This window comes from Streptomyces daliensis (assembly GCF_054782395.1).
Map to the genome: position 1 here is coordinate 24,683 of NZ_BAAGSO010000099.1, position 14,890 is coordinate 39,572.

General features: G+C 73.6%; 11 protein-coding genes and 2 pseudogenes. 8 read left to right on the top strand and 5 right to left on the bottom strand.

All coding sequences use genetic code 11. The features are described from left to right. Positions 1 to 416: pseudogene (locus ACYVOO_RS26495) on the top strand (NADP oxidoreductase); the annotation flags it as partial. Positions 417 to 520: 104 nt separating this feature from the next. Next, positions 521 to 1,630 (top strand): WD40/YVTN/BNR-like repeat-containing protein, encoded by a 1,110-nt coding sequence (locus ACYVOO_RS26500; RefSeq protein ID WP_461018219.1) that lies wholly within the window; start codon positions 521 to 523, stop codon positions 1,628 to 1,630. A 162-nt stretch (positions 1,631 to 1,792) separates the two neighbouring features. On the opposite strand, the pseudogene ACYVOO_RS26505 reads toward ACYVOO_RS26500, so the two are convergent. Next, positions 1,793 to 1,936, bottom strand: a pseudogene (locus ACYVOO_RS26505) (IS200/IS605 family transposase); the annotation flags it as partial. A gap of 88 nt (positions 1,937 to 2,024) precedes the next feature. Between ACYVOO_RS26505 and ACYVOO_RS26510 the strand changes: the two are divergent. After that, a complete protein-coding gene (locus ACYVOO_RS26510; RefSeq protein WP_461018220.1) occupies positions 2,025 to 3,308 on the top strand; it encodes an RNA-guided endonuclease InsQ/TnpB family protein in 1,284 nt (427 codons plus the stop codon). Between the two features lie 86 nt (positions 3,309 to 3,394). Then, positions 3,395 to 4,219, top strand: coding sequence for an SAM-dependent methyltransferase (locus ACYVOO_RS26515; protein ID WP_461018221.1), 825 nt, complete (start codon positions 3,395 to 3,397; stop codon positions 4,217 to 4,219). A gap of 39 nt (positions 4,220 to 4,258) precedes the next feature. Here the strand turns inward: ACYVOO_RS26515 and ACYVOO_RS26520 are convergent, their stop codons facing one another. The 3 genes from ACYVOO_RS26520 to ACYVOO_RS26530 all read right to left on the bottom strand — a co-directional run bounded on the left by ACYVOO_RS26520 (position 4,259) and on the right by ACYVOO_RS26530 (position 7,853). Next, positions 4,259 to 4,600: a VOC family protein gene (locus ACYVOO_RS26520; RefSeq protein ID WP_461018222.1), complete on the bottom strand. Its 342-nt coding sequence runs from the start codon at positions 4,598 to 4,600 to the stop codon at positions 4,259 to 4,261. A 124-nt stretch (positions 4,601 to 4,724) separates the two neighbouring features. Beyond that, the gene (locus ACYVOO_RS26525; protein ID WP_461018223.1) at positions 4,725 to 6,824 is read right to left on the bottom strand and encodes an FUSC family protein; all 2,100 of its coding nucleotides are present in this window, start codon (positions 6,822 to 6,824) and stop codon (positions 4,725 to 4,727) included. A 105-nt stretch (positions 6,825 to 6,929) separates the two neighbouring features. After that, positions 6,930 to 7,853: a hypothetical protein gene (locus ACYVOO_RS26530; protein WP_461018224.1), complete on the bottom strand. Its 924-nt coding sequence runs from the start codon at positions 7,851 to 7,853 to the stop codon at positions 6,930 to 6,932. A gap of 247 nt (positions 7,854 to 8,100) precedes the next feature. On the opposite strand from ACYVOO_RS26530, the gene ACYVOO_RS26535 reads away from it, so the two are divergent. The 4 genes from ACYVOO_RS26535 (at position 8,101) to ACYVOO_RS26550 (ending at position 13,948) form a co-directional block, all read left to right on the top strand. Beyond that, positions 8,101 to 9,816 (top strand): hypothetical protein, encoded by a 1,716-nt coding sequence (locus tag ACYVOO_RS26535; RefSeq protein ID WP_461018225.1) that lies wholly within the window; start codon positions 8,101 to 8,103, stop codon positions 9,814 to 9,816. 325 nt (positions 9,817 to 10,141) lie between these two features. Beyond that, complete coding sequence (gndA, locus tag ACYVOO_RS26540; protein WP_461018226.1) at positions 10,142 to 11,584, top strand: NADP-dependent phosphogluconate dehydrogenase; 1,443 nt, start codon at positions 10,142 to 10,144, stop codon at positions 11,582 to 11,584. A 520-nt stretch (positions 11,585 to 12,104) separates the two neighbouring features. After that, positions 12,105 to 12,299 carry a hypothetical protein gene (locus tag ACYVOO_RS26545; protein ID WP_453348558.1) on the top strand — a complete coding sequence of 65 codons (195 nt, stop codon included), beginning with the start codon at positions 12,105 to 12,107 and terminating at the stop codon, positions 12,297 to 12,299. Between the two features lie 107 nt (positions 12,300 to 12,406). Further along, the gene (locus tag ACYVOO_RS26550; protein WP_461018227.1) at positions 12,407 to 13,948 is read left to right on the top strand and encodes a P-loop NTPase family protein; all 1,542 of its coding nucleotides are present in this window, start codon (positions 12,407 to 12,409) and stop codon (positions 13,946 to 13,948) included. 77 nt (positions 13,949 to 14,025) lie between these two features. On the opposite strand, the gene ACYVOO_RS26555 is transcribed toward ACYVOO_RS26550, so the two are convergent. Then, positions 14,026 to 14,862 carry an NAD(P)H-binding protein gene (locus ACYVOO_RS26555; RefSeq protein ID WP_461018228.1) on the bottom strand — a complete coding sequence of 279 codons (837 nt, stop codon included), beginning with the start codon at positions 14,860 to 14,862 and terminating at the stop codon, positions 14,026 to 14,028. Positions 14,863 to 14,890 lie beyond the last annotated feature (28 nt).

Sequence of the window (14,890 nt, forward strand, 5' to 3'; positions counted from 1 at the left end):
GCGTGCCGCTCCCGGGGCTCCCGTTCGACGCGGCGACGGGGACGGTGCCGCACACCGGGGGCCGGGTGCTGCGCGAGGGCGCCGTCTCGCCCGGCGAGTACGTGGCGGGGTGGATCAAGCGCGGCCCGACGGGCGTGATCGGCACCAACCGCCCCTGCGCCAAGGAGACGGTCGCCTCGCTGCTGGCCGACGCCGGGGAGCTGCTGCGTGCGACGGGGCCCGGGGAGACCGACCCCCTGGAGGTGCTGCGGCGCCTGGGCGAGGACCCGGTCGAGTGGGCGGGCTGGCACGGCATCGAGGAGGCCGAGGCGGCGCTGGGGCGCGGACTGTCCCGTTCCACCGTCAAGATCCCGGACTGGGAGGGCCTGCTGGAGGCGGCGCACGGGCAGGGGCAAGGACACGGGCACGCCCGCTGAGCTGGGCGAACGCCGCGCCGGGGGCGATTGTCAGTGGCGAGGGGCAGACTTTGCCGTACCTCAGACAAGGCTAGGACAAAGGCGTCCCGGAGGCGGTGTCAGACATGACCGAGATCCTGCTCGCGGTAGGCACGAGAAAAGGGCTGTTCCTCGCTCGGAGGGCGGCCGGTGACCGGCACAAAGGGGGCTGGGAGTTCGACGGGCCCCATTTCAACGCCCAGGCGGTCTATTCGGTCGGCATCGACCGTCGGCGTCCGGGCGGTCCGAGACTCCTCATCGGCGGGGACAGCGCGCACTGGGGCCCGTCGGTCTTCCACTCCGACGACCTCGGCGCCACCTGGACCGAGCCGAAACAGGCCCCTGTGAAGTTCCCCCAGGACACGGGCACCTCGCTGGAACGCGTCTGGCAGCTCCAGCCGGGCGGCGAGTCCGAGCCCGATGTGGTGTACGCGGGCACGGAGCCCGGCGCCCTCTTCGTCTCGCGGGACGGGGGCGAGAGCTTCACGCTCGTCAGGGAGCTGTGGGACCACCCCACCCGCAAGGACTGGGTGCCGGGCGGCGGCGGGCTCGGGCTGCACACGATCCTGGTCGATCCCCGTGACGCGCGCGCGGTGACGGTGGCCGTCTCCACGGGCGGCGCGTACCGCACGGCGGACGGCGGCGCGAGCTGGGAGCCCTGCAACCGAGGGGTGCAGGCGGCCTTCCTGCCCGAGAGCCAGCGCTTCCCCGAGTACGGGCAGTGCGTCCACAAGGTCGCGCGGGACGCGGCCGATCCGGACCGCCTCTATCTCCAGAACCACTGGGGCGTGTACCGCAGTGACGACGGCGGCACCGCCTGGGAGTCGGTGGGCGACAGCCTCCCCTCCGATTTCGGCTTCCCCGTGGCCGCGCACCCGCACCGGGGCGGAGTCGCGTACATCTTCCCGCTCAACGCGGACATCGACCGCGTGCCCGCCGAGCACCAGTGCCGGGTCCACCGCACCGAGGACGCGGGCGCGAGCTGGCAGCCGCTCGCCACAGGGCTGCCCGAGTCCGCGCACTACGGCCCGGTGCTGCGTGACGCCCTGTGCACGGACGACGCGGACCCGGCCGGGATCTATTTCGGCAACCGCAACGGCGAGGTCTTCGCCAGCGCGGACGAGGGCGACAGCTGGCAGCAACTGGCCGGGCACCTGCCGGACGTGCTGTGCGTCAGAGCGGCGGTGATCGGCTGAGGTGACGGCCGGGCCTGACGGGTGCGCGCCGGGGGGGGACACGGACCCCGGTCCATCGCCGCGCGCGGCGGCTACCTGAACTCAGCGCAGTGCTCCGTCCTTTGGGGCGGGGGTGAAGCGGTTCTGAGAAGTGTTCTGACTCGCAGGTCGCAGCGGGCGATTTTGCTGCTCGATGTACTGCTTCACGTTGCTCAGTGGTGCCCCGCCCACCGACCCGGCGAAGTCGGAGCCGGACCAGAGTTTGTTGGTCCGGTAGTAGTGCCGGAGCAAGTCGGGGAACTCCTGGCGGAGTCTGCGAGAGGACACGTCCAAGTGGCGGGGCAGCGTGAACGTGCAGTGTCTGCTTGTACGGATCTGGGGCGTGTCGGCCATGAACCAACGGCACAATAGAGGGGTGAAGGCGGACATGGGGCGCAAGTACCGTGCGTACCCCACCGAGGGGCAGGAGTCGGTCCTGACCGGGTGGGGGCACACCGCACGTGCCCTGTGGAATGTGGCACTGGAACAGCGCGTGTACCTGTGGGAGCAGCGCCGCTACACCTTGCGCGCCGTCGAGCAGTGCAGGCACCTGACCGCCGCCCGTGCCGACATGGACTGGATGGGAGACCTTCCCGCGCAGGCCGGACAACAGATCCTGCGCCATCTCGACACCGCGTACGACAACTTCTGGAACCCGGAGCACCCGGCGAGGTTCCCGTCCCACAAGAAGCGCGGGCACCGCCTGTCGATCCCGTTCCCCGGGCAGGCCGTTGAGGTCCGCAAGCTGAACCGTAAGTGGGCCCAGGTGCGCATCCCGAAGCTGGGATGGCTCCGGTTCCGGCGCTCTTGCGCCATCGGCGGGACGATCCGCAACGCCACCCTCTCGCGGGACGGCAATGGCTGGCACATCTCCTTCGGCGTCCACACCGGGGCCAAGCCCGCGCCGCCGAACGGCAAGCCCGGCTGCGGCGTGGACTTCGGCGTCGCCGCGTCCGCCTACGTCTCCACCGAGACCGCGCCACGCCTCATGCCGCCGTCCCTGACGAAGAACGAGAAGGCCCGCCTCCAGCACCTTGAACGCACGAAGGCCCGACAGATCACCTACGCCAAGAAGCACAACAACGGGCGATACGGAAACCGGCTGCGCCGCACGATCGCACAGATCGCGAAACTGAAGACCCGGCAGGCCAACCGCCGTCAGGACTTCACGCATCAGCTCACCACCGACCTTGCCAAAAACCACGGCTGGTTCGGTATCGAGGACCTGCGTGTGAAGAACATGACGGCCTCCGCCAGGGGCACCGTCGAGGAGCCGGGGAAGAACGTGGGCCAGAAGGCCGGACTCAACCGGTCGATCCTGGACAACAGCCCGGGCGAGCGACGGCGCCAGCTCGCATACAAGGCCCGCCTGTACGGCTCGGAACTTCGGGCCGTACCGCCGTTCCACACCTCCCAGACCTGCGCCGCCTGCGGCAATGCCGATCCCGGATCCCGCAAGGGATGCGGACGGCTGTTCGCCTGTGTCCACTGTGGACACGAGGACGATGCCGACCACAACGCCTCGGTGGAGATCGAGGCCCGTGCCCGCCGGACCGGTGGCACGGTTACCAACAGCACGCGCAGCACCACTACGGTGCGAGTCCCGGCCACCGGCCGGAGGCGGATGCGTGAAGCCCCGAAGCCCGCTCACACGAGCTGAAGGGAATCGCCCTCAATTTATGGGGGCGAGGATGGTCAAGTTGTCACCCGTCAGCCCGAACAGCCGTCCCGCGCGAGGAGCTTGCCGTGACAGACGAACCTTCGGCCCCCGGCGCGCACCCGTCGCCGACGATCGACGCGTCCGTGCCGCACTCCGCCCGGATCTGGACGTACTGGCTGGGCGGCAAGGACCACTTCGACGCCGACCGCGCCGCGGGCGACAGCTTCCTGGAGACCTTCCCGGGGATCGCGGAACTCGCCCGCACCGGCCGGTACTTCCTCGGCCGCGCGGTGCGCCATCTCGCCGGTGAGGCGGGCATCCGCCAGTTCCTGGACGTGGGCACGGGCCTGCCCACCGTGGACAACACGCACGAGGTCGCCCAGCGCGTGGCCCCGGACTCCCGGATCGTCTACGTCGACAACGATCCGCTCGTCCTCGTCCACGCCCAGGCGCTGCTGACCAGCTCCCCCGAGGGCGCGACGGACTACATCAGCGCCGATGTCCGCGACACCGACGCCATCCTCGAAGCCGCGGCACGCACGCTCGACCTCAGCCGCCCCGTCGGCCTGATGCTGATGGGCATCCTGGCCCACGTCGACAGCTATGACGAGGCCCGCTCCGTCGTGCGCCGCCTCATGGACGGGCTCCCGTCGGGCAGTTACCTGGCGGTGCGGGACGGTTCGACGACGGACGAGGCGTACGCGCGGGCCATGGAGCAGTACAACGCCAGCGGCGCCGTCCCGTACCACCTGCGGACGCCCGAGGAGATCGCCGGGTTCCTCGACGGCCTCGACCTCGTGCCGCCCGGCGTGGTGCCCTGCCCCCGCTGGCGCCCGGACGCGGCCGACCCCTTCGCCTCCCCCTCGTCCGCCGAATCAGCCCTGCTGGGCGGCATCGGACGCAAGCCGTAGCCATAGCCGTGGGAGCTGCGGGGGCCGGGCGAGGCGGTGTCAGTCCGGGCCGCCGCCGAGGCTGATCTCGTTGCCGTCCGCGTCGCGGTAGGTCACCTTGGTCACGCCGCCGTCGTACGTCTCGCGGCGCTCGGGCTTGATGCCCCGGCGGGCGATCTCGGCGACCCGGTCCTCGATGTCGTCGACGAACGACAGCACCAGGGCGTTTCCCGCCCGTTCCTGATCACGCACGATGTAGACGTACCGGTGCTCGGCCACCTCCCAGACCGCCTCGATGTCGTTCGGCAGGAACGAGGGCTGCCTGCCGAAGAACCGCTCGTACCAGGAGAGCGCCGCGGCGTAGTCGGTGACGGGGATGCCCGCGAAAAGGTCCTGTGCCATGTCGCGCTCCATGGTGACGTGTGGGGCCTGGTGTCACCAGTCTCGACCCCGGCGGCGCCGGAGACTCATCGGAACGGTGCCGCCGTCCGCCCGGTCGGCTCACGCCCCCAGCTCTCGCCCCAGGTCACGCCGCGGGCGTGACCTCCCCGACGTGGTGCAGGCGGGTGACGACGTGCGCGAGCGCCTCGCGCTCACCGGCCGCCGCCGAGCGGAGCGCGCTCGCGCGCCCGACGCGCCGGTCCGCGTCCTTCGCCGCCTCGGCGAGCGCGTCCGTGATCCGGTCCGCGTTCGCGCGCCCCGGCCGGGGCGCACCGTGTTCGAGGCGTACGGCGCAGGCCGTCGCCGCGTCCACGACGCGCTCGGCCATGGCCATCGCGGCGAGCCAGTCGCGGGTCGGGCCGCGCCGTGAGGGGAACTCCGAGGCGGCCATCTCCGCCATGGCGCGTGCCTCGCCCAGCGCCCGGTACGCCGCGCGCCGCAGCGCCATCCGCTCCTCGCTCCCCTCGGCCCGCCGCACCGGCTCCCCCGGCGCCGCGACGGGCGCGGGACGGACGGCCAGGACGTGCCGCACGTAGTCCTCCGTACGTCGCAGCGCGGCGGCGAAGCGGGGGCCGACGTGGGTGCCGGGAGCCAGCAGCCGGGGCAGGTGTCCCGCGAGCAGGACGATGCCGCTGGCGATGGCCGTGTGCGTGAGGCGGGGCGCCGCCGCCTGGGTGTCGCCCGCCGTGAAGAGGAACGCGAGGACCATGAGCGTGACCACGGTCGTCTGGAGCGCGAAGTGCCGCGTCGCGACGGGTATCAGCGCGCCCGCCGCCCCGGCGACCACCACCGGCCACCACGGCCCCTCCGCCACCGCCGTGAGCCCGGCGAAGAGGAGCACGCCCACGGCCGTCCCCGCGACGCGGTTGACCACCCGCGAGAACAGCGGCCCCATGTCCGGCTTGACGAGGAAGGCGGCCGTGGCCGGGAGCCAGAACCAGTGCTCGGTGCCCAGCAGCAGCGCGGCCACGGTGCTGGCCGAGACGCAGACGGCGACCCGCAGCCCGTACGCGCGCCCCGCGGCCCCGAAGACCCCGCGCCGGTGACGGCCCCTCCCCTTGCCCGTGAAGGCGCCGAGCGCGTGCGGGTGCGGGTGTCCGGCTTCCTCGGCGGGTCCGTCGCGCGGCTCCGTACGGCCGAAGACGACGGCGGCGTCGAGCAGCGCGCGGTCGAAGGAGCTGCGCGCCGTGGTCTCGGGGACGGGCGCGGGCAGCGGTCCAGGCGGCTCGCCCGTACGCATGGCAGCGGCGAGCCGTCGCGGCCCGTCGGCGATCCGCGCTGGCAGCGCGTGGGCCTCCCACAGCAGGGCGACGCTCGCCTCGCACAGCGCGGTGGCGGCGGCGAAGCGCTCGGCCAGCAGCCGCTCCTGTGCGCTGGCCGTGGTGCTACGGGCCCGCACGCGCGGCACCCCCACACGCCGCCCCCCGCGCAGCGCCCGCAGACGCAGCACCGGTACGCGCAGCAGGCGGCGCAGGCGCAGGGCCTCGTCGGCGCGGTCGAGGGCCGCGGTCAGCCGTCGCCTGGCGCCTTCCGCGCCGGGCCCGCCGACGGCGTCGAGCGCGTCGGCGAGGGCGTCGAAGACGGCGGCGATGGCCGCGCGCTCCCCGTCCAGCGCGCCGCCCCATGGGCGCGGCGGGCGCAGGACGAGCCGCAGCAGCATCAGCCAGCAGGCGCCGCCCAGGAAGCAGAGCGCCTTGAACCAGGGGGAGCCCGGCATGGGCATGCCAGCACCCACGGCCGTCGCGACGAGCATCTGCATCCCGGCCGCCGACCAGACGGGGCCGCTCACGCTGACCGCGCCCGAGAGGAGCCCGACCGCGAAGAGCAGGGGCACCGCCCACCACGAGGTGGGCGCCACCGCGTCGAGCAGCGCGCCCGCCAGCAGGCCTGAGGCCCCCGCGAGCGCGGGCAACCCGATGTGCGCGGCGCCCTTGCGGCGCGTGCCGGGCCGGTCGTTCACGCCCGCGAGCATCGCGCCGATCCCCGCCAGCACCCCGGCGCCCGGATGCCCCGTGGCGAGGGCCACGGCGAGCAGCGGCCCCGCGCTCAGCGCGCCACGACCGACGGCGGGCCAGGGCACGGGCGCCCGCTGCCAGCGCAGCGGATGGACCAGCCACGGCGGAGCGGAACGGAGCGAGCGACGGGCGGCGGAGCGGAGAGAGCGGCGGACGACTGCGCGGAGCACGGGCCTCCTCGTAGTGGTGCATGACGAAGTGGTCCGGCGGACGGCTGTGGCCGACGGTGTCCCTCCACCGTAAACGCGCGCTCTGTCCTTACAGCGGCGCGAGGGTTACCAGAATGTGTCCTTCCGCATGGCCCGGCCCTCGACGGGGACCGGCAGCGGCACCTCTTCCGCCCGGCCGTCCCAGCGCACCCGGATCTCCTTGGGGAGGGGGCTGCGGGAGGAGGGCGCCATGAGAAATTCCACCGTCTCGCCCGGCCGCACGACGGCGTCCTCGGGCAGGTTGCGCACGACGCGCGGCAGCCCGACGGGGTTCACGCGCACCCCCGTCAGCACGGTGGCGCCGGTGTTGCGCAGCGCGTAGGAGTGGTCACCGTGGCGCTCCAGCCGCAGGGGGGAGGGCACGGAGTGCTCCGTCGGGGGCAGCGGCCGGCGCAGGGGGTCCTTGCGCCGCCGCTTGCGGCTGTATCCCGGCATGGCTCCCGTAGGGGCGCCGCTGCCGTACGGGGCGGGAGCGGGAGGTTCCTGCGGATAGCCCCAGCCCGCGCCGGGGCCCCCGGGCTGGGCGGGCCGCTGCTCCGGGGGCGGAGGGCCTGGCCATGCGCCGGGGCGGCGCAGGGCCAGGGTGCCGCCCTCGGCTCCCTCGGCGTCCTCCACGACCTCCGCGTCGTCCACGGCGTACGCGTCGTCCTCGTCCTCCGGAACGTCCCAGTCCGCCAGGTAGTCCGGCTCGTCCACGGCGGCCGGGGCGGGGGTGGGGGCGGCGGGGGGCCGCTGTCCGTTGACGTTGACGCTGACGTCGGAGTGCCCCGTCATCCGCGCGAGGATCTGCTCCATGACCAGCGTGCGGCGTTCGGCCGTCTCGATCTGACGGCGCTGGAGCTGTGACGCCTCGGCCTGAAGCTCGTTCTGGCGCTTCAAGTCCCGTTTCTGGCTCGCGCCCTGCCAGATCGCGAAACACGCCATGGCGAAGGTCACCAGGGTGCTGCCCCAGGTGGCGGCGTCACCCGCCTCCAGCGCGTAATTCTCCATGCCCCGACTCTAAGCAAGTCCCCCGCGCCTCTGGCCAGTTCGAGGGGTGCCACGCGTGTGCGGTTCGTGGAGATGTGCCGGGGGCGCCGGGAAGGAGGGCCCGGGGAAGCCGCCGACGTCCCACCGCCGCCCCACGCGCCCCTGCCGCACCGGACCGCACCCGGCCGACGCGCCGGAGGCCCGGATTCCGGGCCTCCGGACGGGAGCGGGTCAGCGGAACGGACAGGTCAACGGCTACGGTGCTGCCATGGCGACCAGCGGGGTGGAGGATCAGGTGCACGGATACGCGTTGCTGATAGCGGCGTCTCCGCCCGCCAGGCACCGGGCCGTGAGCGCCGCCGACGCGCTGCCCGCGCTCGCCGCCGTGCCGCCCGCGACGCTGCTGGGCACCGCGACGGCCAGCGTCGTCCAGCTCGTCGACCCGGACGACCCGCAGACCGTGCTCACGCACCTGCGCACAGCCGCCGCGCACCAAGGGCCGCTGCTCGTCTATCTGTCGGGCCAGCTCGTCCTCGACGCGAAGCAGCGGCTTCCGCATCTCGCGCTCGCGCGTACGACGCCGAAGGCCGCGCGCTACACGGCGCTTCCGTGGCACTGGCTGATCGCGGAACTCCAGTACCGCCCGCAGGGGACGACGACCGTCTTCGCCGACCTCGTCGCGGACGAGACGGCGTGGGCGAGCGTCTCGCGCCGCCCTGACCAGCTCGCCTCTCCTCTCGCGCTGTACGGCGCCGTCGCGCCGCCACCGCCGAAGCGGAGCCGTACCCCTCGCACGCCCCGCTACAGCCAGGCGCTCGCCTCGCTCCTGCGCGGGCTGGCCGAGCGCCCGCCGCTCGGGCCGCTGCACGAGGCGGCGGTGGCGGACGCGCGGCTGACGGGACAGGAACTGCTGCTGGGCGGCGCACCCCACGAGGGCGGCCTCCCTCACGGGAACGGGCACCTCTACGGGAACGGGCTCGTCCATGAGGGCGGCTTCCCCGAAGCGGCCGGGCTGCCGGGAAGGGGCACGGTCGCGTCCACGCCCGTGCCCCTTCCCGGCCAAGGGCACCCCGGCGACGACGCGCCCGCGAACGGGGCCCAGAACGGAGCCGCCGCCGGGACCGCGCCCGGCGGGTTCCCGTACGGCAACTACGGCAACGGCTCCGGGACCGGAACCGGAACGGAGACCGGCCCGCCCGGTGCGAGCGGCCCCGGCCAGCACTCCTTCACCGGCCCGCCCCCGGAAGCGGACGCCGACGCGTCGAGCCCCGTAGAGACGACGGACACATCGGGCGCGACGGACACGGGCTCCCCCGCCGCGGCGGACGCCCCGGACGAAGCGCCCACCCGCCCGAGCCCCGAAGAGGCGCCCGACGACAGCCCCCGCACCGGAGAAGTCCCCGTCGGCACCCTCCCTCCCCCGCCCATGCCCTCGCCGCCCCTCCCGGCGATGCCCCCACTGCCCCCGATGCCCCCGGGCCCGCCGCCCGTCGCGCAGCCGCTGCCCCAGGCCCGGCCGGAACCGGACCCGGAACCGGAGGAGCCGGAAGACCCGCACGCGGCGATCTTCGAGGCGGCCCGCGCGGGGCACCACAGCCAGGCCGCCGCCATGGCCGCGGCCTGGGAGCAGGCGGCCCTGCGCGCCCACGGCCCCGACTCGGCCGAGGCGATCCACTGGGTGGAGGTCAGGGCGGACCTCGCGCGGCTCGCCGGGGAGCCGGACCGGTCCTGCTCGCTGTGGATGGTGGTCGCCTCGACGCGCCTGATGGCGGGCCAGCGCCCCGAGCAGACCGAGGTGGCCAACGCCGTCGACCGCGCCCACCACTGCTGGCACCTCATCGACGACCCGGGCACGGCGCGTGAACTGGGCCTGGAACTGGCGCCGTTGCGCCAGCGCGTGCCCGGTGGCAAGCCGGGGGCCGTGGAGGACGTGCAGGGGCGCCTGAACCTGCTGGTCGGGGAGGCGGCGCAGCGGCGCCCCTGAGCCGCCCGTCCCCCACCACCGCCGCTCTCACCACACGCCCGTCACCCCGCGTCACCGGAATTCACCGTTTCCGCTGAATTCCGGTTGCGGAAGCCAGCCGTCCGCGCCCCGGACCAGAGCCCCGCCGCGCGGACGGCGCGCCAGGGCGCCCGTCACGCGCCACCCGTACGGATCCTCTCCTCCGACGCGCACTCCGCCACCGGGCGGACCATCATGTGTCGGGTACGGCAGACGTGTCATCGCCGGAACGCCGGTTACCCGCGACGTCAGCGGGCCCGCCGTGCCCCGCCCGGACCGCCCACCGCCCACCGCCTGGAGAGAGCGCATGAGCACCACCGCACAGATCGGCGTCACCGGCCTCGCTGTCATGGGCCGCAACCTCGCCCGGAACTTCGCCCGCAACGGCTACTCCGTGGCGGTCCACAACCGCACCGCCGCCAAGACCCGCTCCCTGGTGGAGGACTTCGGCGACGAGGGCACGTTCGTCCCCGCCGAGTCGGCAGAGGAGTTCGTGGCCGCGCTGGAACGCCCGCGGCGGCTCGTCGTCATGGTCAAGGCGGGCGGCCCCACGGACGCGGTGATCGACGAGTTCGCGCCGCTGCTGGAGGAGGGCGACGTCATCATCGACGGCGGCAACGCCCACTTCGAGGACACCCGCCGCCGCGAGAAGGCGCTGCGCGAGCGCGGCCTCCACTTTGTCGGCGCCGGCATCTCCGGCGGCGAGGAGGGCGCGCTGCACGGCCCGAGCATCATGCCGGGTGGGCCCCCGGAGGCGTACGAGGCGCTGCGGCCCCTGCTGGAGAGCATCGCAGCGAAGGCGCCCGACGGCGTCCCGTGCACCACCCACATCGGTCCCGACGGCGCGGGCCACTTCGTGAAGATGGTGCACAACGGCATCGAGTACGCGGACATGCAGCTCATCGGCGAGGCGTACGAGCTGCTGCGCGACGTCGGCGGCTACGCGCCCGCCGAGATCGCCGGCATCTTCCGCCGCTGGAACGAGGGCCGCCTCGACTCCTATCTGATCGAGATCACGGCCGAGGTGCTGTCCCACACGGACGCGGAGACCGGCAAGCCCTTCGTGGACGTCGTCCTGGACCGGGCCGAGCAGAAGGGCACGGGCCGCTGGACCGTGCAGACGGCGCTCGACCTGGGCGTTCCCGTCTCCGGCATCGCGGAGGCGGTCTTCGCCCGCTCCCTCTCGGGCCACGCGGAGCTGCGCGAGGCGGGCGCGGGGCTGCCGGGCCCGAACGCTCCGGCGCTGGACGCGGCGGACGCGGAACAGTTCGCCGACCAGGTCGAGCAGGCGCTGTACGCGTCGAAGCTGGTCTCGTACGCGCAGGGCTGGAACATGATCCAGAAGGCGAGCGAGGAGTACGACTGGGACATCGCGCCCGGCGCGGTCGCCGCCATCTGGCGCGCCGGCTGCATCATCCGCGCGGCCTTCCTCGACCGCGTGCGCAACGCGTTCGCCGCCGACCCCGGGCTGCCGACGCTGCTGGCCGACGCGGAGTTCGCCAAGGAGATCGGCGAGGCGCAGTCCGCCTGGCGCTCGGCCGTCGCCACCGCCACCCACCGGGGTGTGGCCGTACCGGGCTTCGCCGCCGCGCTGTCCTACTACGACGCGCTGCGCGCCGGACGCCTGCCCGCGGCACTCACCCAGGCGCAGCGCGACTACTTCGGCGCCCACACCTACCGTCGCACCGACCGGGAGGGCGTCTTCCACACCCTCTGGGGCGAGGACCGCAGGGAGGTCGGGGCCGACTGAGGACCGGGCCCGCACGAACGCCACCCCGCACACCCCGCACGCCCGCGCGCCCCGCTCACACAGCCCGCACAGCCCACACGGAGAACACAACGATCAGCGAAGGAGGCGTGGCATGACCACCCCACCGCCCGATCCCGTACCTCCCACGCCCACCCCAGCGCCGCCGGGGCCCGGCGGGCCCGACCCAGGACCCGCGCCAGGACCCGTTCCTGGACCGCCACCCGACCCCGTGCCGCCCACTCCTCCCCCGGCTCCGCCGCAGCCCGAGCCGGACCCCGTCCCTCCGGCGCCACCTCAGCCGGGACCGGATCCGGAGCCTCCGGCGCCGCCGAAACCCGGTCCGATGACGGACTGACTCCCCCTGGGCCAGGGCTCGTTGGGGGCCTCCTGGCCTCCAACGGGAGGGGACACGCCATGACCCCTTTGGCGCTTTTCACCCATTTGCCAGTTTCTCCCCATTGATACTTTCTGTGAAGCTGGAAGCGCTCATGGTGACTGTCCCCTACATCAGGAGTGCCCCGTGATCCTGTCCATCTCCGGTGTCGTCCTGCTCGGCACCATCGTCTTCCTCTTCTTCCGGAAGGACGGCCTCAAGCCGACCCACGCCGCAGTCTCCGCGCTCTTCGGCTTCTATCTGGCCGGTACGGCGATCGCCCCCAGCATCAAGGCGGGAGGCGAGAGCCTGGCGGGACTGCTCGGCGGACTCAATTTCTGAGGTTCGGACACGCCGAAACCTCGGTTTCTTTCGGACACTGACGACCCGGGTCTCCCACGGCCCGGGTCCGCGGTTCGGGCGGCACAGACCGTCCGGAGGAGGTTCGTGTGGGGCGCTGGCCGCTTCCCCGCCCCGGGGGTGGAACGGAGTCATCGCTGTCGTCGCTCGACCGGAGCCGTGAGGCCGTACGGGCGGGCGCCGACGGGGTGCTGGACATACTGCACCCCTTGATCACACTCGGCCGCGGCGTCGGCCGCCTGGCACTGATGGCGCGGTCCTGGTGGGACCGCACACCGAAGGACCGCAGGGGGCCCGCGCTGTTCGTGAGCGCCGTCTGCGTGATCGTCGTAGGACTGATGCCGTACGGACCCGCGCTCGCCCTCGTGGGCGTCGTGGGCGCCGCGGCCTGGTACGGGCGCGGACACGGCGCGGCCGACGCCCAAGCGGGCCCGGATGAGGAGGAGACGGCGCGCCTGGAGGCGGTGTACGAGGCACTGGTCCCGTACTTCGCCGTCCCCGACGACCCGCACCCCGACCCCCTCTACACGCACAACGGCGAATGGGCGCGCGTCTTCGAGGAGTTCGAGTTCACCGACGAGGGCCGCATCGCGCGCCTCCTGCTGCGCTACCCCGCCCACTTCAGGGACGGCGAGCCCGAGGAGCGGCTGCGCGTCGAGCAGTTGCTGAGCGCCAAGTCGGGGCGCGGGCGCGAATACCACTTCTGCTGGGACGAGGAGCGGAACCGGCTGGAGATGTCCGTCCTGGGCCCCCTCCCCTCGGGCATCCACGCCCAGCGCTTCGTGACAGGCCCCGGCGAGGTACTGCTCGGCTTCACCGACCCGGAGGCGGTTCCGCTGACCGTGCCCGTGGCCGACGACGAGGGCACCCGGGACGTCCCGCCCGTGATCTGGCGTACGGGGGCGCGCTCGACGGAGTCGCACCTGCTCGCCGTCGGCGTACCGGGTTCCGGCACGAGCACCCTGCTGCGGTCCGTGGTCCTTCAGGCGCTGGAACACGGGGACGTCCTGGTCGTGGACGGCAGCGGCGCCGGGGAGTACGCCTGCCTCATGGGGCGCTCGGGGGTGCTCGCCGTCGAGTCCTCGCTGGTGGGGGCGCTCGCCTCGCTGGAGTGGGCGGTGCACGAGACGGAACGTCGGCTGATGTCCGCCAGCCGGGCACGCCAGGTGGGCCGCGCGGTGCCGTACGACCTGCGGCGCCCCCTGTGGATCGTCCTCGACCGGCCCGCCGTCCTCAGTCACCTCGCCGCGGCCGAGGGCCGCCGGGATCCGCAGGACCTCCTCCAGGTGCCGCTGCGGCACGGGCGTGCGGCGCGGGTGACGGTGGCGGTGGCCGAGCAGTTCGAGTGCATGGAGGGGCTGGGACATGCGGTGCGCGCGTACACGCGGGCGCGCGTCGTGCTCGGGCCCGCCTCCCGCGAGGAGACCCGCGCGGTCCTGGGCGAGCCCCCGCGCTCCGCCCCGGCGTACGACACGCCACCGGGGCGCGGCCTCGTACGCCTGGGCACGGGACCCGTCCTGCGCCTCCAGGTCCCGGCGACACCCGACCCGTACGACGAGACCTCGGGCGAGACCGAACGCGCCGCAGTGCAGGCCCTCCTCCCGGAAAGGGCCTCGACGGGGCGGGCCTAGGAGGTGTCGGTGACGCGGTGGCCGCCCCGGGCGTGCCGGAGTTCACCGGCACGCCCAAGGCAACGGGTACGACGGGTTCAGCGGAAGGCCGCCGCGTTGCGCTCGGCCCACCGGGCGAACGTTCCGGCGGAGCGGCCGAGTACGCGTGCCACGTCCGGGCTCACCTCCCGCTCGCCCGGCGTGGGTGAGCCCAGGATGTCCAGGGTGGCGTCCGCGACCGGCCCGGGCATGAAGGTGAGCAGCTGGCCTCGTGCTTCCTCCCTGGTCTGCTCGACGAACTCGACTCGCTCGCCCAGTACGCCGCCGATGGCCGCGGCCATCTGACGGGGCGACACCGGTTCGGGCCCGGTGAGTACGTAGCTCTCACCGGCATGACCGGGCTCCAGCATCGCCGCGGCGGCGACCGCCGCGATGTCGTCGGGGTCGATGATCGGCAGGCCCACGTCGCCGAACGGTGCGAACAGGGTGCGGTTCGCGCGGATCGGCCCGGCCCAGGCGAAGGCGTTGGACGCGAACCCGCCCGGCCGGAGCAGCGTCCACCGCGCACCCGAGCCCTTGACGGCGCGTTCGAATCCGCTGACCAGGCCCCCGTGGTACGGCGAATCCGGCCGGGTGACGACCGCCTGCGAGGACAGCGCGACGATCCGGCCCGAGCCGCTCGCCGCGGCGACGATCTCGTCGAGCTTCGCCTGCTGAGTGAGCAGATCGCCCGCGGCGAGGAGGAAGACGGCCTCCGCCTCGCCGAAGACCTCCTTCAAAGTGCCGGGCTCCGACAGATCGGCCCGCAGGGCCCGGGCCCCCGCCGGGACTTCGGTGATGTTCCGGCTGACCGCGGTGACCTCGGCGCCCGACGCGGTCAGTAACCGGACCAGGGTGCGTCCGACGTTTCCGGTGGCTCCAGTGACGACGTACATATGACATCCCCCCAGGGAAGGTCGAGTG

Excerpts from the sequence above, each read along its gene's own strand:
- ACYVOO_RS26500 (WP_461018219.1), top strand. The coding sequence starts at position 521 with ATGACCGAGATCCTGCTCGCGGTAGGCACGAGAAAAGGGCTGTTCCTC.
- gndA (WP_461018226.1), top strand. The coding sequence starts at position 10,142 with ATGAGCACCACCGCACAGATCGGCGTCACCGGCCTCGCTGTCATGGGC.
- ACYVOO_RS26530 (WP_461018224.1), bottom strand. The coding sequence starts at position 7,853 with ATGGAGAATTACGCGCTGGAGGCGGGTGACGCCGCCACCTGGGGCAGC.
- ACYVOO_RS26555 (WP_461018228.1), bottom strand. The coding sequence starts at position 14,862 with ATGTACGTCGTCACTGGAGCCACCGGAAACGTCGGACGCACCCTGGTC.
- ACYVOO_RS26520 (WP_461018222.1), bottom strand. The coding sequence starts at position 4,600 with ATGGCACAGGACCTTTTCGCGGGCATCCCCGTCACCGACTACGCCGCG.
- ACYVOO_RS26535 (WP_461018225.1), top strand. The coding sequence starts at position 8,101 with ATGGCGACCAGCGGGGTGGAGGATCAGGTGCACGGATACGCGTTGCTG.